At 56.5% G+C, this 18,172-nt stretch carries 20 protein-coding genes and 1 pseudogene; 8 read left to right on the top strand and 13 right to left on the bottom strand.

Translation table 11 applies throughout. The features are described from left to right. Window positions 1-55: 55 nt before the first annotated feature. Together HU773_RS07675 and pobA are read right to left on the bottom strand one after the other, a co-directional pair. A complete protein-coding gene (locus HU773_RS07675; RefSeq protein ID WP_225923867.1) occupies window positions 56-1,510 on the bottom strand; it encodes an MDR family MFS transporter in 1,455 nt (484 codons plus the stop codon). Between the two features lie 117 nt (window positions 1,511-1,627). After that, window positions 1,628-2,812 carry a 4-hydroxybenzoate 3-monooxygenase gene (gene pobA / locus HU773_RS07670; protein ID WP_186625273.1) on the bottom strand — a complete coding sequence of 395 codons (1,185 nt, stop codon included), beginning with the start codon at window positions 2,810-2,812 and terminating at the stop codon, window positions 1,628-1,630. Between the two features lie 189 nt (window positions 2,813-3,001). Between pobA and HU773_RS07665 the strand changes: the two genes are divergently transcribed. Next, on the top strand, window positions 3,002-3,877 hold the full coding sequence (locus tag HU773_RS07665; RefSeq protein ID WP_057958796.1) for a helix-turn-helix domain-containing protein: 876 nt from the start codon (window positions 3,002-3,004) through the stop codon (window positions 3,875-3,877). A 206-nt stretch (window positions 3,878-4,083) separates the two neighbouring features. Here HU773_RS07665 and HU773_RS07660 read toward each other — a convergent pair whose 3' ends face one another. Both HU773_RS07660 and HU773_RS07655 read right to left on the bottom strand, forming a co-directional pair. Beyond that, window positions 4,084-4,257 carry a hypothetical protein gene (locus HU773_RS07660; RefSeq protein ID WP_186625249.1) on the bottom strand — a complete coding sequence of 58 codons (174 nt, stop codon included), beginning with the start codon at window positions 4,255-4,257 and terminating at the stop codon, window positions 4,084-4,086. Window positions 4,258-4,347: 90 nt separating this feature from the next. Next, the gene (locus HU773_RS07655) at window positions 4,348-5,262 is read right to left on the bottom strand and encodes a LysR family transcriptional regulator (RefSeq protein WP_057958795.1); all 915 of its coding nucleotides are present in this window, start codon (window positions 5,260-5,262) and stop codon (window positions 4,348-4,350) included. Between the two features lie 113 nt (window positions 5,263-5,375). Here HU773_RS07655 and HU773_RS07650 point away from each other — a divergent pair, with 113 nt between their 5' ends. From HU773_RS07650 to HU773_RS07635, 4 genes are all read left to right on the top strand, one after another. Continuing rightward, entirely contained in the window at window positions 5,376-6,242 is an 867-nt protein-coding gene (locus HU773_RS07650) for an MBL fold metallo-hydrolase (protein WP_115127602.1), read from the top strand. Window positions 6,243-6,275: 33 nt separating this feature from the next. Then, window positions 6,276-6,890 (top strand): NAD(P)-dependent oxidoreductase, encoded by a 615-nt coding sequence (locus HU773_RS07645; RefSeq protein ID WP_128593600.1) that lies wholly within the window; start codon window positions 6,276-6,278, stop codon window positions 6,888-6,890. Window positions 6,891-7,051: 161 nt separating this feature from the next. Then, entirely contained in the window at window positions 7,052-8,239 is a 1,188-nt protein-coding gene (locus HU773_RS07640; protein WP_186625248.1) for a cyanate transporter, read from the top strand. A 137-nt stretch (window positions 8,240-8,376) separates the two neighbouring features. Beyond that, window positions 8,377-9,333 (top strand): LysR family transcriptional regulator, encoded by a 957-nt coding sequence (locus tag HU773_RS07635; protein ID WP_120732136.1) that lies wholly within the window; start codon window positions 8,377-8,379, stop codon window positions 9,331-9,333. A 17-nt stretch (window positions 9,334-9,350) separates the two neighbouring features. Here HU773_RS07635 and HU773_RS07630 read toward each other — a convergent pair whose 3' ends face one another. After that, window positions 9,351-10,253: a LysR family transcriptional regulator gene (locus HU773_RS07630; RefSeq protein ID WP_057958792.1), complete on the bottom strand. Its 903-nt coding sequence runs from the start codon at window positions 10,251-10,253 to the stop codon at window positions 9,351-9,353. Between the two features lie 108 nt (window positions 10,254-10,361). Here HU773_RS07630 and HU773_RS07625 point away from each other — a divergent pair, with 108 nt between their 5' ends. Together HU773_RS07625 and HU773_RS07620 are read left to right on the top strand one after the other, a co-directional pair. After that, a complete protein-coding gene (locus tag HU773_RS07625) occupies window positions 10,362-10,559 on the top strand; it encodes a hypothetical protein (RefSeq protein WP_057441308.1) in 198 nt (65 codons plus the stop codon). 67 nt (window positions 10,560-10,626) lie between these two features. Next, on the top strand, window positions 10,627-11,019 hold the full coding sequence (locus tag HU773_RS07620) for a VOC family protein (protein ID WP_057441310.1): 393 nt from the start codon (window positions 10,627-10,629) through the stop codon (window positions 11,017-11,019). Window positions 11,020-11,049: 30 nt separating this feature from the next. Here the strand turns inward: HU773_RS07620 and HU773_RS07615 are convergent, their stop codons facing one another. From HU773_RS07615 to HU773_RS07585, 7 genes and pseudogenes are all read right to left on the bottom strand, one after another. Next, the gene (locus HU773_RS07615) at window positions 11,050-11,196 is read right to left on the bottom strand and encodes a hypothetical protein (protein ID WP_162947713.1); all 147 of its coding nucleotides are present in this window, start codon (window positions 11,194-11,196) and stop codon (window positions 11,050-11,052) included. A 188-nt stretch (window positions 11,197-11,384) separates the two neighbouring features. Further along, entirely contained in the window at window positions 11,385-11,639 is a 255-nt protein-coding gene (locus HU773_RS07610) for a hypothetical protein (protein WP_186625247.1), read from the bottom strand. 381 nt (window positions 11,640-12,020) lie between these two features. Beyond that, window positions 12,021-12,836: a hypothetical protein gene (locus HU773_RS27370; RefSeq protein WP_225923843.1), complete on the bottom strand. Its 816-nt coding sequence runs from the start codon at window positions 12,834-12,836 to the stop codon at window positions 12,021-12,023. Window positions 12,837-13,329: 493 nt separating this feature from the next. Next, window positions 13,330-14,637 (bottom strand): hypothetical protein, encoded by a 1,308-nt coding sequence (locus tag HU773_RS07600; protein WP_186625246.1) that lies wholly within the window; start codon window positions 14,635-14,637, stop codon window positions 13,330-13,332. Beyond that, window positions 14,634-15,710: a nucleoid-associated protein gene (locus HU773_RS07595; protein ID WP_186625245.1), complete on the bottom strand. Its 1,077-nt coding sequence runs from the start codon at window positions 15,708-15,710 to the stop codon at window positions 14,634-14,636. Before HU773_RS07595 ends, HU773_RS07600 begins: the two co-directional genes overlap by 4 nt. 81 nt (window positions 15,711-15,791) lie before the next feature. Then, the gene (locus tag HU773_RS27615; RefSeq protein WP_225923866.1) at window positions 15,792-15,848 is read right to left on the bottom strand and encodes a hypothetical protein; all 57 of its coding nucleotides are present in this window, start codon (window positions 15,846-15,848) and stop codon (window positions 15,792-15,794) included. A 20-nt stretch (window positions 15,849-15,868) separates the two neighbouring features. Next, window positions 15,869-16,597 (bottom strand): annotated as a pseudogene (locus tag HU773_RS07585) (Y-family DNA polymerase); the annotation flags it as partial. Between HU773_RS07585 and HU773_RS07580 the strand changes: the two are divergent. After that, complete coding sequence (locus tag HU773_RS07580; RefSeq protein WP_225923842.1) at window positions 16,557-17,558, top strand: site-specific integrase; 1,002 nt, start codon at window positions 16,557-16,559, stop codon at window positions 17,556-17,558. The pseudogene HU773_RS07585 and the gene HU773_RS07580 sit on opposite strands and share 41 nt — an antisense overlap. Window positions 17,559-17,603: 45 nt before the next feature. On the opposite strand, the gene HU773_RS07575 is transcribed toward HU773_RS07580, so the two are convergent. Beyond that, window positions 17,604-18,164: a hypothetical protein gene (locus HU773_RS07575; RefSeq protein WP_186625242.1), complete on the bottom strand. Its 561-nt coding sequence runs from the start codon at window positions 18,162-18,164 to the stop codon at window positions 17,604-17,606. Window positions 18,165-18,172 lie beyond the last annotated feature (8 nt).

The following is an 18,172-nucleotide window of genomic DNA, read 5'->3' as shown; positions in this document are numbered from 1 at the left end:
GCGGGCAACGCGCACAGCTGCATTGCATGTAGGAGCCGGCTTGCCGGCGCCTACGCTATCGCGCCTTGTCTTCGCGCCCCCGCAACAGGTGGTTTGGCATCGCAATCGCCGCCGCCAACCCCAGCAACGACACCGCCGCACTGACCATCAGTAAATGCCGGAAGGTGCTCAGCAACTCTCCACGCAACGCATCCTGCGCCGGGTCAGGCGCCGCGTTGAGGCCATCGAGCAGCACATTGCCGGAGCTGCCTTCGGCCATCATCGAACCACTGGCCAGATGGGCAAAACTCGAATCCTGCAACAACGCCAACAGCAAGGCCGACATGCACGCCACCCCAACCGCGCCACCCAGTGAGCGGAACAGGTTGGTGGTGCTGGTGGCGACGCCAATGTCGTGTTGCGCCACCGAGTTTTGCGTGCCCACCAGGGAAGTCGGGAACTGCATGCCCGAGGCAATGCCGCTGAGCACCATGAACAGGCTGCTGAGCATCAGCGACTGGGGTGCGCTGAAGGCCATGCCGAGGATCGCAATCGGCGTGAGCAGCGCCCCGCCAAGGATCATCGGTTTATAGCGACCGGTCACCGAGGTCATGCGCCCGGCAAAGAACGCGCCCATCGGCAAGCCTATGGCCAGCGGCAGCAGATGCAAGGCGGCGCTGTCGGCACCGGCACCGGTGACGCTCTGGTAACGCAGGGGCATCAGCACGATCAGCGAGATGGCCTGGAAGCTGGTGAAGAAAATCGTGCACCAGCACAACACCGCGCTGCGGTTGGCGAACAGGTGCATGGGCAACAGGGGCTCCCGCGCCCGGCGCTCATGCCAGACAAATACGCTCAGCGCCACCAAGGCACACGCCAGCAGGCCCAGCACCTGATCATCACGCCAATGATGGCCCTGGCCGATTTCGGTGATGCCCAGCAACAACGCCGTCAAGCCAATGATCATCAGCAGCGTGCCGAGGTAATCAATGACCGGCTTGCGCTGCGGCACCGGCAGCCCTACCAGGGTGCGATGGGCCACCCACCAGGCGCCCGCGCCCAATGGCAGGTTGATCAAAAACACCCAGCGCCACGACAGGTACTCGGTCATATAGCCGCCCAACACCGGCCCGGCCACGCTGGCGACCGCGTACATGCTGCTGAAGTAACCCTGGTAACGCCCACGCTCACGGGGCGGGATAATGTCGCCGATGATCGCCTGGCTCACGGAAATCATCCCGCCTGCGCCAATGCCCTGGAGGATGCGCGCCAGCACCAGCTGTTCCATGCTTTGCGCCATGCCACAAAACAGCGAGGCGACGGTAAACAGGCCCATGCCGATCAGCATCATCGGCCGCCGCCCATACAGGTCGCCGAGCTTGCCGTAGATCGGCACGGCCACAGTCATCGCCACCATATAGCCGGAGATGACCCAGGCCAGCAGGTTGACGTCGTTGAACTGCGCAGAAATGGCCGGCATCGACACGGCGACGATGGTCTGGTCCAGCGCGCCGAGGAAAATCGCCAGCATCAGGGCGGCGAGGATACTGCGTACAGAAGGAGTGGGCGGGGTCACGACAGAACCTGTAGGCAAGGCCCACGGGAAAAGAGCCCCGTGGCAATGCCCGATAGCTTACTCGATAGCCGGCTACTCGATAGCCTCGTAAGGAAGTCCGACGTAATTTTCTGCAATGGTTTTGCGCCCCGCCTGCGACTCGACAAAGTACTCCAGCTCGCTCTGGGCAATACGTTGGCTGAAGCCATCCGCCTCGGGAAACTGGTGCAGCATCGAGGTCATCCACCAGGAAAACCGTTCAGCCTTCCAGATGCGCCGCAGGCAGATCTGTGAATATTTCTCCAGCAACTCCACGCGCCCTTCCCGGTACACCTTGCGCAAGATGCTGAACAAGGTGCTGACATCGCTGGCCGCCAGGTTCAGGCCCTTGGCGCCGGTGGGTGGCACGATATGGGCGGCGTCCCCCAGCAGGAACAGGCGCCCGTACTGCATCGGCTCCACCACGAAACTGCGCAGCGGGGCGATGCTCTTTTCGATCGACGGCCCGGTCACCAATTGCGCGGCCAACTCATCGGGCAGGCGCGCCTTGAGTTCATCCCAGAAGCGCTGGTCGGACCATGCCTCAAGCGACTCCTCGGCCGGCACCTGCAGGTAATAACGGCTGCGGCTGGGCGAACGCATGCTGCACAGGGCAAAGCCGCGTGGGTGCTTGGCGTAGACCAGTTCGGCGTGGACCGGCGGGGTGTCGGCAAGGATACCCAGCCAGCCGAACGGGTAGACCCGCTCGAAGGTCTGGAGCACATCGGCGGGGATCGACTGGCGTGCCACGCCGTGGAAGCCATCGCAGCCAGCGATGTAGTCGCAGTCCAGGCGCACGTGTTGGCCCTGGTGCTCGAAGGTCAGCCAGGGCCGTTCGCCCTTGAGGTCGTGGGGCTGAACATTGCGCGCTTCATACAGGGTGATCGCACCGGCTTGCTCGCGGGCCGCCATCAGGTCGCGGGTGACTTCGGTCTGGCCGTAGATCATCACGGTCTTGCCGCCGGTCAGGGATTTCAGGTCGATATGTTGCAAGCGCCCGTTCAGCGCCAGCTCGAAGCCTGCATGTACCAGGCCCTCGGCGTCCATTCGCTGGCTGACCCCGGCCTGGAGCAACAGGTCGACCATGCCCTGCTCCAGCACACCGGCGCGAATACGTCCGAGGACATAGTCGGGGGCCTGGCGCTCAAGAATCAGGGTTTCAATCCCCGCATTGTGCAGCAACTGGCCGAGCAGCAGCCCCGAAGGGCCGGCGCCGATAATGGCGACTTGGGTTTTCAGGGTTTTCATTATTTTTATGGCCCGCCTGCTTCCCCCGAACGTATTCAGTGAAAGCGTTGTCATTGGTTTTGGTGCTGGCATTTTTCCCTTGAGTGAGCCCCATAAGAAGGTGAAAACTGAGCCAAAGCCTGCGCTTTTCGCCAATTGGGGCGATTACCGAACCACTGTCCTGAGTATCGGATTGAAACCATGACCAAAAATGCCAGTCCCGCCGTTCCAGTGTTCAAACTCTATGGGGAAAGCCAACAGTGGCCGACCCCGGATTTGTTGCACTGTGAAACCATCTCCCGGCGCAGCCGTGAGTACCAGTGGGAGATCCAGCCCCACCGACATGCGGACCTGTGCCAGTTGCTCTACGTGTACAAAGGCCAGGCGCAGTTGGAGATCGAGGGCCAGCGCACGACGCTGACGGAATCGACCCTGCAAGTGCTGCCGCCGTTATGCGTGCATGGGTTTCGGTTTGCCGAGGATGTGCAAGGGTTTGTGGTGACGCTGGCTGCGCCGCTGGTGGCGCATCTGCAAGGCCAACTGGGCTCGACGTTAGATGGCTTGAGCGCCCTGGGCAGTTATCCGGCGGGCCAGGACAGTGACTACCTCAATAGCCTGTTTGCCCGGTTGCAGGATGAATACAACGACAACTTCCCGGCCCGGGACATGATGATGCACGCCCTGGTCAGCGTGCTGTTGGTGTGGATCAGCCGCCAGGCCATCCAGCGCTGCCATACCCGGGTGCCACGCAGCCTTGAGTATTTTCGGCGCTTCACCCAGTTGGTGGAGCAGCACTACCGCGAACACCCGAAGATCGAAGACCTGGCGCACAAGCTGGGGATCTCGGTGTCGCACCTCAACGGCACCTGCCGCGAACTGGGCGGGCAGCCGGCCTTGCAGATCATGCACGACCGCCAATTGCTGGAGGCCAAGCGCCTGCTGACCTACACCAGCATGACCATCAATGAAATGTCCGACGTACTGGGGTTCTCTGATCCGACGAACTTTTCTCGACTGTTTCGCCGGCGCGTCGGGTTTTCACCCAAGGTGTTTCGCGAACAGTTGAATGCAGAGTGATCGTCCGCCCACATTCTGTAGGCCGATTTACTGTGGTGAGAAGGTTTATTGTGCTGAGGGGGCTTGTTGTGGCGAGGGGGCTTGCCCCCGTTGGGGCGCGAAGCGGCCCTGAAATGGGACTGCTGCGCAGTCCAACGGGAGCAAGCTCCCTCGCCACAAGAGCCATAGAAGCCCCTGGAGCTCCATTGCCTCCACAGCCCTCCGGCTTAGCGCAACGCGCTCAGGGTCGCCGAGTAGGTGCATTGTCCGTGGTTGCAGGTTGCGGCCATGCCGGGTTGCATGCGGGCCTGTTCGGCGCGGTAGACGGCGGTGCCATAGAGGGCCGTGGCCAGGGTGCAGAGGGTAAAAATCATCAGGTACTTTCTGGTTTTGATCGTCATGGCGGTGACCTCCGGACAGATCAAGAAGGTGCTGTGGTAAGCATAGGTCAGCCAGGGCGAGTTGCCAGTATTGAGGGGTATTCAGGCGCCTTATCGCACGTCCAGCCCTGCATCCCATTGCGGCTGCGGCGGGAACCTCAACACCAGGAAATCCAGAAGGCTGCGCAACGCCTGGGGCATGTGCTTGCGCGAGGCATACACCGCGTACATGTTCATCTGCCGTGGCTCGGCATGGGGCAGCAGGCGGATCAACTGGCCGCTGCGGATGTAGTCGCCGGCCTGGTAGGTCGGCAGCATCGCCACCCCCGCCCCGGCCAGGGTCACGCGTAGCAAGGTGCTGGCTTCATTGGCGCTGATGTTGCCGTGCACCGGCACCGACACCGGCTCGCCATCTTCCTCGAAATGCCACAGGCTTTTGCCGAAGTAGGTATGGGTCAGGCAATTGTGCCCCGCCAGCTCTTCTACCCGCTGCGGTTGCGGATGTTCCAGCAGATAGGCCGGCGACGCGCAGATCACCGAGCGGCATACCGTCAGGTGCCGCGCAATCAGGTTGGGGTCCAGGTCGTTGCTGGTGCGAATCGCCAGGTCGATGCGCTCATCCACCAGGTTCACCGTGCGGTCGAGCATTTGCAGATCAATAGTCACCTGCGGGTAGCGCTTGACGTACTCGGCCATCGCCTCCGCCAGTTGCGCCTGGCCAAACGAGGTGCTGACACTCAGGCGCACCAGGCCACGAGGGGTGTCGTCCGGTTCGCTGACGGCGGCCTGCATGTCGCAGGACAATTCCAGCATCTGCCGGCAACGCGGCAGGGTTTCGCTGCCGGCGGCGGTCAGGCTGAGCTTGCGCGTGGTGCGGTGCATCAGGCGCGCGCCCACCCAGTCCTCCAGCTCTGCCAGGTAGCGCGACACGACTGGGCGCGACAGGTCCAGATGATCGGCGGCCGCAGACTGGCTGCCCAGGTCGACCACCGTGACAAACACGCGCATTGCTTGAAGACGATCCATGATTTGCCCGGTTTTAGAAACAAACTATGTTCCAGCATCGCATTTTTTGCTGCGTTAAGTGCAACTAAGCTCTGTCCATCGCCTGCCAAGGCACCTCTGACCTGGACCTGAACATGCTCACCACCCTCAAGCGCTTTGTATTGGCCACCACCGTACTCGGCTTTGCCGCTCACGCAGCTGCCGCCGACCTTACTCTCGACGTGTACAACCCCGGTGAATCGGCGATCTTCCCCGTCAGCTCGGTGCTGGTCAGCGGCGAGAAAGACGCGATCCTGGTAGACGCGCAGTTCGGCAAGGGCCAGGCCGAGCAACTGGTGCAGAAGATCCGCGCCAGTGGCAAACAGCTGACCACCATCTACATCAGCCATGGCGACCCGGATTACTACTTCGGCCTCGACACCCTGGCCAGCGCTTTCCCACAGGCCAAGATCCTTGCACCGCAGCCGGTGGTCGACCATATCAAGGCCACCGTTGCCGGAAAAGTCGCCTACTGGGGCCCGAAAATGGGTGCCGACAAACCCGCCAAGACCATCATTCCTCAGGTCCTCGAAGGCCATAGCCTGACGCTCGAAGGGCAACCGCTGGAAGTCATCGGCCTGGACGGCCCGCAGCCGGATCGCAGTTTCGTCTGGATCCCATCAATCAAGGCCGTGATCGGCGGCGTGGTGGTCTCGGACAATATCCACTTGTGGATGGCCGACACCCAGGGTGCGCAATCCCATGCCGATTGGCTGGGCACCCTGCAACGTATCGAAAAACTCAAGCCGGTCACCGTGGTGCCGGGCCACTACCTGGGCACGCCTTCGGTCAAATCCGTCGCCTTCACGGCCGACTACATCAAGGCTTTCGATGTAGAAACCGCCAAGGCCAAGGATTCCGCCGCCCTGATCGCAGCCATGAAAAAACGCTACCCGAAGCTGGCCGATGAAAGCTCCCTGGAGCTGAGTGCCAAAGTCGCCAAGGGCGAAATGCAGTGGTGAATTGACCCAACCCTTACCGCACTGGAGAACGTCATGAGCAAGATCGCAATCATTGGTGCCACCGGCCGTGCCGGTAGCCAACTGCTGGAAGAAGCCCTGCGTCGCGGCCATACGGTCACGGCCATCGCACGCAACACTGGAGCTATCGCTGCGCGCCCGGGCTTGACCGTCAAACAGGCCGACGCCCTGGACGCTGCAGCCCTGCAACAGGCCATCAGCGGCAGCGACGTGGTGATCAGCGCTGCGCACTTCGCCACCCTGCCGGCGCCTGCGGTGATCGGGCCGGTAAAACAGGCGGGCGTGAAGCGTCTGCTGGTGGTGGGTGGCGCGGGCTCGCTGCTGTTGCCGGACGGCGGGCGGGTCATCGACAGCCAAGGTTTCCCTGCCGAATACAAGGCCGAGGCCAGTGCTGGCGTGGCATTCCTCGACACCTTGCGTCAGGAAAAGGGCCTGGACTGGACCTTCCTTTCGCCCTCGGCAGAGTTTGTCGAGACCGAGCGCACCGGCACCTTCCGCCTGGGCCAGGACGACCTGTTGGTGAGCAGCGCAGGCCGTAGTTGGATCAGCTTTGCCGACTTCGCCATTGCCCTGATTGACGAAGTGGAAACACCGAAGCATTCGCGCCAACGCTTTACCGTGGGTTACTGACACACCCTGCCGACGAAATCGCCCTGGCTTGTGTGGGAACTGTCTTACCCGGTTCCCACACAAGCCGGTGCCGGTTTTTTCAATAGTCCCTGCGACTTTCTGATTTGCCCACTGCCCTGCGCAGCCGCCTAATAGCAGCCTTGTCCATTCAAGGCCCGCCCATGGAAAACGTCCACGCCAAACCCACCACCGCCCTCTGGCTGATGATCAGTGTTGTACTGGTGGCCCTCAACCTGCGCCCGTCCATGGCAGCAGTCGGTCCTTTGTTATCGTCGATCCGTGGTGATATGCCGCTGAGTTTCAGCACCGCGTCGTTGTTGACCATGCTGCCGGTGATGGCGATGGGCTTGGCAATGTTCTTCGGCATGGGCCTGGGCAAACGCTTTGGCGAACATCGCAGCATCGTGCTGTCGCTGGTAGTGATTGGCCTCGCCACGCTGTCACGGCTATTTCTCGACTCCGCCGCCGAATTGATCCTCAGCGCCATCGCCGCCGGCGTGGGCATTGCGCTGATCCAGGCGTTGATGCCGGCGCTGATCAAGTCGCGCTTTCGTGACAATGTTTCACTGTTCATGGGCCTATACGTCACCGCGATCATGGGCGGCGCGGCATTGGCGGCGTCATTCTCGCCGTTTATCCAGGTGCAGACCGGCAGTTGGCGGATCGGCCTGGCCATCTGGGCGGTGCTCGCCGTGCTGGCGCTGCTGTTCTGGTATGCCCAGCGCGCGGCATTGCCTCCCCTGCCCCACGCCGCTACCGGTGCGCAGGCGTCGTTTTTCGGTAATCGCCGCGCATGGTTGCTGGCGATATTTTTCGGCCTCGGGACCGCTTCCTACACCTGCGTGCTGGCATGGCTGGCGCCGTACTACGTCGAGCAGGGCTGGAGCGAACAGAGTGCCGGTTTGCTACTGGGTTTCCTGACCGCCATGGAGGTGGTCTCCGGGCTGATCACCCCGGCCATCGCCAACCGGCGCCAGGACAAGCGCGCGGTGGTGGCCGTGTTGCTGGTGCTGATCATCGCCGGCTTCTGTGGCCTGATCCTCTCCCCACAGCACCTCACCCTCCTGTGGCCATGCCTGCTGGGCCTGGGCATTGGCGGGTTGTTCCCAATGAGCCTGATCCTGTCCCTGGACCACCTGGACAACCCGCGCCGCGCGGGTGGCCTGACGGCCTTCGTGCAGGGTATCGGCTACCTGATTGCTGGCGTGTCGCCACTGATCGCTGGGGTGATTCGCGACCAACTGGGCAGTTTCGAATGGGCCTGGTGGTCGCTCACGGCGGTGGTGGGGGTGATGCTGCTGATGGTCCTGCGCTTCGACCCGCGCCACTACGCACGGCATATTCGCTAGGGCGTCGTGTTCCAAACAGTATCTGTCCCACAACAGACATAGAAAGGTCCGACAGACCTTTCTATTGGCACGAGCGTTCCGTTAACATTTTGCCTTGTTTGCGCTGCGGTCGCGCAACAGGCTCACGGACGGAACGAATGCTAAACAGCAACTTGCTTAGAAAGCTCGATATGCAGGACCTGATGGTGTTTGTCGCTGTGTATGAGCAAAGCAGCGTCACCGATGTGTCCGAAACCCTGTTTGTCAGCCAGTCTACGGTCAGTTACAGCCTGAAGAAACTGCGCACCAGCTTCGAAGACGATCTGTTTATCAACACCCGTGCGGGCATGCGCCCGACCTACAAAGCCAGCAGCATGTACGGGCATGTGCAGAAAATCCTCGAAAGCATCAACCTCTGCCACGCGGGCGCCCAGACGTTCGACCCCACGCAAAAAGCTGTCACCTTCAACCTTTGCGCGCCCGAATACTTCGAGCAACTGATCCTGCCCAGGTTGCTGAAACACTTCGATCACGCCGACCTGCCAGTGATCGTCAATGTGCAGAAGCTGGAAACCGAGATTCCCGTAGAGGCCCTGCGCGACGGGCGCCTGGACCTGGTGATTTGCTTCGGCCCGCACTTTCACCGTGAGCACAAGGATCTCAGGACGCAGATGCTGCTGGAGGACGACCTGGTCTGCGTCTTCGATAAACGCGCCGCCCCGCGCGAGCCGGCGTTCAGCCTGCAGTCGTTTGTGGCCCGGCGCCATGTATTCCCGACACCCTGGACCTCGGACACCAACATGATCGACGGCTGGCTCGCCCGCCAGGCCCACAAGCGCCAGGTTATCGCCCGGGCCAACAGCTACAGCGCGGCGCTGAAGATGATTGCCGGCACCGACTTTATCGTCACCCTGCCCCGGCGTGTGCAACAGCTGCTGGCCCTGGAGCCGCAGTTCGGCCACTGCGAAGCCCCCAACGGCCTGCCGGGGTTCACCCTGGATATGCAGTGGAACGACGTCAGCGAGCAGGAAACTGCCAACGCGTGGTTTCGCGAGCAGGTGGTCAAGGCAGTGGCAAGCGTCAAGCAGGATGCGGCAAAAGAAGCGCAGATATGACGTGCCGCTTAGTGCTCTCAGCCCCCCATAAATGCTTCCAGCCGCGAGCGCATCCAGCGTTCGGCGGGGTCACTGTCAACGTGGCTGAGCCAGACCATGGACAAGTCCAGGGTCGGCGTATCGAACGGGAACGGCTCACAAAACAGATTGCCCGCTGCGGCCATGGCCTGGGCCGTGTAATCCGGAAGGCTGGCGATCATATCGGTGCCGGCCAGCAGTGCCGGCAAGGAACTGTATTGCGGCACAGATAACACCACATGCCGCTTGCGACCGATCTCCGCCAGCCACTCATCGGCAAACCCTGCGACGTTGGCGGTGTGGGACACCAGCACATGGGGTCGTGAGCAATATTCATCGAGGGTCAACGGCTGATCCGAGGCATCTGCGCGTAGCACGCTGGGGCGGATATGGCGCAACAACTTGCGCTTGGCATTGGCCGGCAGGCCACGGGTCTGGGTGATGCCGACGGTGATATCGCCAGAGGCCAGCAAGTCCGGGATCCGCCAGTAATCGACATGCTGCACCACAAACACCACCTGCGGCGCTTCGGTGCGCAGGGCCCGCAACAGCGGCGGCAACAGGCCGAACTCGACGTCATCGGACAGGCCGATGCGAAAGGTCATGGTACTGACAGACGGATCGAAATCATGGGTAAGGCTCAACGCCGCCGACAGCGAGTCCAGGGCCGGCGACAGATGCAAGATAAGCTCCTCGGCCCGCGCCGTGGGCTCCATACGATGGCCGACACGGATAAACAGCGGGTCGTTGAACAACGTGCGCAAGCGGTTGAGGGCCGAACTGACCGTGGGTTGGCCGAGAAACAGCTTCTCTGCCACACGCGTTACGTTGCGCTCGAGCATCAGCGTTTCAAAGACCACCATCAGGTTGATGTCGGCCTTGCGTAATTCATTGCGATTCATGGCAAACGCCCTACAGCCCAAGACTGCCGGCAGTTTAGGAACACTGCAGGGCCTGCGTCTATGCGTCGACTATCCAACCCACGTGTTTGAGACTATAAATCAGCTTCCATGACAACCGAGAACATCCCCGTGCTGGTCATTCTTGCCCTGGCCATCCTGATGGCCGGGCTGTGTATCTGGAGTATCAGACTCATCGCCCACCCAACCGCCAGGACGCTGCTGCGGGTGTTTGTCGGGCTGTGCCTGGCCGCCATCGTTGCGTATCTGGTCCTGGCGTCGGGGTTTCCCACGGCGCTGCTGGTATAGGCAGATTGACGAGCCCGCCGCCTCGCCCTCTAATTAGCCACTTTCTTCAAGCAAGGAGCGCTTAGCCATGAAATTCGCCTACACCATCGTCTACGTCCCGGACGTGGCCGCGTCACTGCAGTTTTTCGAAAAGGCCTTTGGCTTCAGCCGACGCTTCCTGCATGAATCAGGGACCTATGGCGAGTTGGAAACCGGGGGCACTACGTTGTCCTTCGCCGCCCATGAGCTGGGGGAGATGAACTTCAAGGGTGGGCACGTCGCCGCCCATACCTCGAAGCAACCGCTGGGCATGGAGCTGGGGTTTGTAACCGAAGACGTACCGGCGGCCCACGCCAAAGCGCTGGCCGCAGGTGCCAGCGAACTCTCGGCACCGAGCAGCAAGCCCTGGGGCCAGGTAGTGTCTTACGTGCGCTGCCCGGATGGCACGCTGGTAGAGCTGTGTACGCCGATAGCCGGATGAAAGCGCTGGGGGCGCTCTCATCGTCGGACGTCAGGGCTTAAGCGGGCGCTCCTGGTCGCGCTCGGACAATTCCGTCCCATCATCCGGGTGCTTCCAGGTCTGCGGTTTCTCTTCTTCGTGAAGCCGCCGAGCCCGCTCCTGCGCCGAGTCGTCGCGTGGCTTGGGTTCGTTATTCATACCCATCTCCCATCCATAAGAATTGGTCTTATGACCCAGCATAGAACTGGAGATAGCCATGGGCAGCTTTTCTGATGGATGGTGGCAAGCCAAGCCTTTTTGTGAGAAATGGACAGCCTCAGGTAAGGCAGCCCATTCCCCAATAACCTATGGAAACAACCACCGGCCTTATTCAGAAGGGTCGCCTCTCAGCTTCCTCGCTCTTTATTGGATTGGGAGAGCACAGAGGCGGCAAGCGCTTTCGTCTGCTCGCTGTACTTATCGCTCTGAAGCGTCTTTCCAGCTTTCTCCTCCATCTGCGCACTGGTCTGCTTATCCTTACCACTCTGAGCCAACGCCGAGGCAGCCAGGCTTCTGGCGATAGCTGAGGCGTTTGGATTATTCAGGGTTTCGGCTGCTAACGTGGCCATCTTGTCGGAGGTCTTTTTCGTGTTTTTACTCATCAGGCATTCCTTTGCAGTGTTGGGATGGGAGAACTATCTCGCACACGGCAAACGATATTGACTTACAGAGGGGCGCGCAACGCAGGCGCTGTGCGTAACGTTTTGGAAGCCTGCATGAAAGGTGGGTTTGTTGTGTAGTACGGGGAGTGAATCGTAGGAGGCGGTATTTTCAGCAAGTTTCGGAAACGAAAAAGCCCCGTAGTTTTTCAACTACGGGGCTTTTTCTGTGTAATGGCGGAGAGATAGGGATTCGAATCCCTTTCAAAGTCTCTGGGGACCGCTCTAGACCAGTAGACTCGACGTTTTTTTGCTATGTCTGCGGTGCGCTGCGGTCTATTGCGGCCCTGTATCTGCCCTAATTTTGCCCTAACCTTTTACCCGTTAGGATGTGATCAAACTTCCTCGCCACGGCGCGCTATATCTTGAGTCGTATATTACTGCGGATACTCCGGAATTCGAGGGACTAAGCAGGGTGATGAGATCAGCTACGTGTACCGCCTCAGTCAGGCTCTCCGCGAGGTCAGAAAGGTAGAGGGTTCCACTTGTCCTGACTTCATGCCAATGGGTAAGCCCGCAGCCGATATACAGGTAGATGCCCGCAGCGGTCGCCGCATTACGCAAATTACGGATAGCATCAGGATGGTTGGTAACGTCATTGATCAGGTGGTAGTTTTCAACAATGATCGTTGACGCTCTTGTGGAGCCGGAAATCAGGTTCACAAGGTCTACTATGGAGTAGATCGCGGATTCCCACCTGAGATGCAACTCGTCCACATCAATGGAAGCATCATCGCTTTCCTTTACCGCAGCCCTCCCTTCTAAGATCAGAACCCCACTGGTTAAGCGGGGCCAGTCATCATCCTCAAGCTGGCACTGATCCAGCGTTTCAAATTTTAATTTGCTCATCTGAGCAAGCATTTGGCGCATGAAAATCTGAGGGCTATGGTTTGCTAGAACTGTAAGCCCGGGTGCAGTGACATGGGCGTCCAGCTCAATATTCCCTAAAGCACAAATCGCTATCCCGGCGAGATACTCTCGCCTCAAAGCAGTCGTGCGCGAAGCAATGATGGCCAACCCAGGCATTTCCAGCTGAGGGTCATCAATCCGCGTCTTCTTGAGATTGGGAGATTCGTTAAAGAGGCCGTCTAGACGATCAATTTCACTTGCGAGCAATTCACAAAAATTTGTACGACTCACCACATGGTCCCGATGTAGAAAAAAGTGAAAGGAAGATAACATGAGCCTTGATTACTATAATCACGGTCTCTTGACATGCTAAAAGAGGTTCCTTAAGCACCTACCTGTACACACCTCCCCCAAAACTACTGTGCAAGGGTATGTTGTGGGGACATTGAGCTGAATCGGAATCGGTGATGGCAATAATTCCTTGAGTATGCGCTGGTTCAAATTGAGCTCTACGGCTGCATGACCAACGGCTTGTCCCATTTTTGCCCCACGCTCGGTGCTCGACACTCCAGAGAAACGATCCGTCCGATGATGGATTGGAACGCCTATTAGCTCCTACGCACGTGTTTATTGATATATTGTGCACAACACATTCGCAATATAGCAAAATTCAAGCAACAACCGACCTCTTTCTCATGAAGAAAACCTGACATTCGCCAAGCTTCCTTATTCAAACCACTCAAGAAACCATGTATCTTCCCTAAAGCTGCTTTCATTCTAATGATTAGCCAGAGTTAAAAAAATAAGACCATACCACAGGAATCGCCTCCCTTATCCAATCAAACAACCATAAAAACCCAAACATAGTAGCGTGAAGCATGGATAATAAAAGGCAGTGCAACGGTGGCGTTTTCAAAACATAAACATAAAAAGTCACAACAAACAGAATACTGGCCAAACCAAGAATAACCTTTGACACTCTAATATTAAAAACACAGGACGCTTTGAGCGCGGTAAAAATCGACTCAACCTCACTAAATATTCTTGGCAGCTCAACCTTAAACCTCTTCTCCTTTGATTCTATCTCTGACTTTATAGACATCAGCGCGGCTAACTGACTAAGTATCAACCAGACAATTATTAAAGTAAAAAAAGCAGCCGAGAAAATTATTGAAGCATTAATCAAAATATAATTTTGCTCACCAACATTTTTCAGCTGACTGGTAGCAAGTATTGTGGACACCGGAATAGCTAACAATTTCCCCTGTATACCTGACAGCAATGCGTTTAGCTTTACGTTAAACTCGCGTTTCTGCTCATAAAGCTTTTCTTGATCATTTTGAAAAGAGAAGCTAGCCACAAACAAGTCATAATTATTCCGCGCAACCAACACAATTTCCAATGCATGCTTGAGAAGATGCTTCAAACGCATTTCTAAATCGCACGAACGCATAGCCTCAGCTATGGCATTACGTACGATCCGCTCCTTTTCACGGGAGTGAATGCTATCATTAAACAACTCAGCTAGAATCTTTATCGCTTCCTGAATTTCCAGAGGTAAACTTTCCAAGTAACCTGCTTCAGACTTAAAAGGAATGCACGTTTTCCCATTGTGAGTGTGCACAACATAACTTCTACTATTTCCGTCGCGTTCCAAAATGCGATGCTGCTCGAGTGACATCACAAAGCTGTTCGCAGAGATTAACCTTTCTACAATCGCAGGTTGCTTAACTCTGCCTGCGTCCCAAGATTTATAAAATGGGTCCGCAAAAGCATACTGTTCTGGTAACGCGTGCAGATAGTAAAAACGGAGGAGATCGTTCGGAGTCCGCGCAAGGCAACAGTGAGCACCTTTTGGCAAGTCGATAGAAACCTCGAAGACGTCACCGCCATTCAAATCCTCAACGTGCTGACCCTTTTTCTTAAGTCTCACTTCCGTATGTGGGCTATCAATAAGCGCTTTAATTAGAGCAACTGCTGTAGAACTGAAAGTCCGCTCACAAGATATACAAGATGGGTGCCATTCAAAAGCAGTCAAGCCCGACAGTTCGAGTATCCTATCAATATCTTTTAGTTCTTCTGAGCTAGTCATTTTATTGGTATGAGTTTCAAAGTTGCAGCAGGAGCTTCGGCAATTTCGATATTGCCATTTTCATTCTGAAAAATCAGACCATCCTCTATTGCAGACTGCTCAAAAGATAATGTGTACTGCTTCTTTGGCCCAACAACTTTATATTTCATTAACGATTTCAAGAACTGAGTAACCGGAACAAATTCAGCTGGGATCTCCAACTTATTCACTTTAAGATATTCAATAAATTTCTCAGGCGAATCTGGCTCGATCAAATTCGCCACAGCACTTAGAGTTATCGCAAGACCATTAGCCGCTTGGCTTTCGGCCCAATCCTGAATCGCTCTTCTTGCAGCCAATGCACCATCTTCATCTTTGAAGGACTCACAATAGTTTTTAACCGCCGTAACAATCTGCTTGGTATGTTTCGATGGATCGTGATACTGGGCTTCATCGATATTCAAAAGGCTTTTAAAATAACCAACAACTGTATCGAGTCGGTTTTTCCCTTTTAGAAAGGCCACGTGCCGCTCACGTTCAACTTTATCTTCTGACAACCAGCGCCCGACATGAATATCAGCGGCAAAATGAAGCTTGTCTGTCCCGAGAGTAACGACCTCTTCGAGTTCCATATCAGCGTTAATACCGATACCTTTCTGGTCCTTAATGAGAACAAGCATTAAATGCCGCCCTCCCTCTATCATGTAATCTATAATGGTCAAATAGCCGCCAGTTGAGAGTGGAGCCTCTTCCATTTTATCTGCGAGCTTTTCCATCATCATTATAGAATAATCGTAGAAGACCGCGTTATCCTCTGGCTTAACTTTCTGATCTAGGTACTTGCGTGTTTTAGTCTCGAACCAGCTATCAGTTTCGATGCCTGCAAAAGCGACACTTGCTTCACCGTTGAAGCTCTTAAGAATGCTCGCGGCCAGCGTATTGACCTTCTCATCCGGCAAAGTCATAGCTTCGTGTCTTGGCGATGTCTGCACAAGCTTCTGACCCTGCACGCTAATAAGCTTGTGAAAAACGAAGCGCTGCACGATCGGGTTGATGTCCTGAGTGCGCGCTTCTGGTTTTTTTTCGGTAGCCATTTGAGTTCACATTCCCTGTTCTTTTTTAGAGGCATTAACGAAACTCGCCATTTATACCTCATATCTGGCTGATTGCTACCATCAACTGCATCCCACCGACCAAAGCTGATCGAGTCTAGTCGTATAGCCTCTGCTCATCATCTCTCGCCTCATTCCCCATCCGGCTCGTCCAGCTCCAGGCAAGGAGTGCCGCCCAACTCCCTGGCCGTCTTCTGGATCAAAACGCTGAACTTCTTACGGAGCGTCCACGGATCGGCTTTAGCCAGGTCCATAGCCGACTTGATACCTATTGCATCAAGATGGAGTTTCATCTTGCGACCCACACCCCACACCTCCGCCACGTCCGTATTGCGTAGTACCCAGTCACGCTTAACCGGATCGGTAATGTTGACCACCCCACCGGTTTGGGACTGTAGGCGTTTCGCGGTGTGGTTTGCCAACTTCGCCATGGTCTTTGTGTGAGCGATACCAACACCGACAGGGATACCGGTGCAGCGAAGCACCTGGGCGCGAATCTGCCGGCCTAAGGCATCCAGCTCACCGATACCAGTCAGGTCGGCGAATGCCTCGTCGATGCTGTACACCTCGACTGCCGGCACCATTGCCTCGATCAGACTCATCACGCGCTCGCTCATGTCGCCGTACAGCGCATAGTTGGAGGAGAACGGGACGATGCAGTGCTGCTTGCGCTTGTGCTTGATCTGGAAATACGGCTCACCCATCTTGATGAAAGGTTTGGCATCGTAGCTCCGGTCAATGACACAACCGTCGTTATTGCTCAGCACCACGATGGGCACCTTCGCCAGTTCAGGCCGGAATACTCGCTCGGAGCTGGCATAGAAGCTGTTGCAGTCAATCAGTGCGAAGGCTGGCTGCGGCTTAGACAAGCGCACCGTAAAGGAAGGTATTGAGCGCTGGCTGGAGGTTCAGCGCGCGCTAAAAGCGTCGAGCACCGTCATCAACTATGTGAGCAAGGCTGTGCACGTAGAAAAGAAGTTCGGCAAGCGTAGAATCGTCGACATCAGCAAAAGCGACATTGAGCTGTTTCAAGCACAACTGCTCAAGCAAGACCTGGCGCCGAAGACAGTAAACGACATTTTCACCATCGTCAGAGGGGTCTGGGCCGATGCATTCGGCGACGGCATCCTGAAGGCTAACCCGCTCGATAGGATCAGCAACGTCGGATCGGACGTCGACCTAGAGCATGCCGACCCCTTCAGCCGCTCTGAGATCGAGCTGATCGGCAAAGCTGATCCCGACCGCCGAGCTGACGCCTGGATGATTGAGTTCAATTGCTGGGCCGGGATGTCCCTTTCCGAACTCATCGGGCTTGCCGTTGAAGACGTAGACCTTGATGCCGGCCTGATGCACGTTCGCCGGGCATTGGTCGTCGGCGAGTTCAAAGTCCCCAAAGAACGCTCCAGGGGCCGAGTCATCGAGCTTATAGACCCAGCCCTCGCACTGATGCGAGAGATAGTTGCCGACGCCAAAGACGCGGTAGTCGAAGAGATCACCGTTATCCAGCGCGACAACATCACGTCCAAGAAGATGAAGGTCAGGTTCCTTTTCCGCAGTTCGACCAGCGGTCTACTTTGGAACGGCAAGACGTTGAGCAACTGGTTCACTGCCCATCTGAAAAAGGCAGAGGTTCGGCACCGAGGGGCTAACCAATGTCGCCACACGTTTGCCAGCCAGATGCTGTCGAGTTATGTCCCGGCCGAATGGGTAACCCGTCAACTCGGGCACGCCGATACAACGATGGTGAGAAAGCACTACGGGAGATGGATACCGAAGGACACTAAGAGTATGGCTGGCATAGTCTCGAAAATGCTTGGATTCAGAGGCTAGTAAAAAAGCTCACATAATCGTGAGCTCTTTTACATATCCATAGTTTCAAATAAACATATCAATCTGCTCATTCTTAAGCTGAGCAAGCTTTCTCATCAGCCCAATTTTCATATCGACCTTCTGGAGAGCTAGCGGCGACATGAATGTCAGCAGCTCCTCAAGCTGAACGACATCACCAACATTCTGGAAAGACTTCGTCTTATTTACGAAGACAACTGACTTCTTATTACGCGACAGAAGCTCAATAACATTACTTAATGTCCCTGAGCTTTTTGAGTCCCAGACCATCAACCCAAAGTCAGCGTCTTCAGCCATGGCAACATCTTTCGCAGTAAAAAAAGCACGAGACCCTGGTTTTAGCTCGCCAGCCTCAATCGACTTTACAGGCCATCGACCTAGGTTATTCCTTGGTACTGAACCAGTGCAGTAAACAACAGCATTGTTAGCATTGGCATCACATAAATACGACTGTATTGAGGTATCAACGCCATCCGCATCCCCAACCAGGATTGAATGATTTTGACCAATAATATTATCAATACGATGTTTAACTTTAGCATCAAGGCCTTTAATACTAATGGAGCCAGCAATAAATACTGTAGTCATCTTAACTT

The organism is Pseudomonas shahriarae, assembly GCF_014268455.2.
In the GTDB taxonomy this organism is placed as follows: Bacteria; Pseudomonadota; Gammaproteobacteria; order Pseudomonadales; family Pseudomonadaceae; genus Aquipseudomonas; species Aquipseudomonas shahriarae.
This window is presented reverse-complemented; position numbering and strand designations above follow the sequence as displayed.

Coding starts and splice junctions, on each gene's coding strand:
- HU773_RS07650 (WP_115127602.1), top strand. CDS start 5,376: ATGCTCACCACCCTCAAGCGCTTTGTATTGGCCACCACCGTACTCGGC.
- HU773_RS07600 (WP_186625246.1), bottom strand. CDS start 14,637: ATGACTAGCTCAGAAGAACTAAAAGATATTGATAGGATACTCGAACTG.
- HU773_RS07655 (WP_057958795.1), bottom strand. CDS start 5,262: ATGGATCGTCTTCAAGCAATGCGCGTGTTTGTCACGGTGGTCGACCTG.
- HU773_RS07610 (WP_186625247.1), bottom strand. CDS start 11,639: ATGAGTAAAAACACGAAAAAGACCTCCGACAAGATGGCCACGTTAGCA.
- HU773_RS07625 (WP_057441308.1), top strand. CDS start 10,362: ATGACAACCGAGAACATCCCCGTGCTGGTCATTCTTGCCCTGGCCATC.
- HU773_RS07630 (WP_057958792.1), bottom strand. CDS start 10,253: ATGAATCGCAATGAATTACGCAAGGCCGACATCAACCTGATGGTGGTC.
- HU773_RS07675 (WP_225923867.1), bottom strand. CDS start 1,510: ATGCTGGCGATTTTCCTCGGCGCGCTGGACCAGACCATCGTCGCCGTG.
- HU773_RS07620 (WP_057441310.1), top strand. CDS start 10,627: ATGAAATTCGCCTACACCATCGTCTACGTCCCGGACGTGGCCGCGTCA.
- HU773_RS07660 (WP_186625249.1), bottom strand. CDS start 4,257: ATGACGATCAAAACCAGAAAGTACCTGATGATTTTTACCCTCTGCACC.
- HU773_RS07615 (WP_162947713.1), bottom strand. CDS start 11,196: ATGAATAACGAACCCAAGCCACGCGACGACTCGGCGCAGGAGCGGGCT.
- HU773_RS07665 (WP_057958796.1), top strand. CDS start 3,002: ATGACCAAAAATGCCAGTCCCGCCGTTCCAGTGTTCAAACTCTATGGG.
- HU773_RS07640 (WP_186625248.1), top strand. CDS start 7,052: ATGGAAAACGTCCACGCCAAACCCACCACCGCCCTCTGGCTGATGATC.
- HU773_RS07635 (WP_120732136.1), top strand. CDS start 8,377: ATGCTAAACAGCAACTTGCTTAGAAAGCTCGATATGCAGGACCTGATG.
- HU773_RS07645 (WP_128593600.1), top strand. CDS start 6,276: ATGAGCAAGATCGCAATCATTGGTGCCACCGGCCGTGCCGGTAGCCAA.
- HU773_RS07575 (WP_186625242.1), bottom strand. CDS start 18,164: ATGACTACAGTATTTATTGCTGGCTCCATTAGTATTAAAGGCCTTGAT.
- HU773_RS07595 (WP_186625245.1), bottom strand. CDS start 15,710: ATGGCTACCGAAAAAAAACCAGAAGCGCGCACTCAGGACATCAACCCG.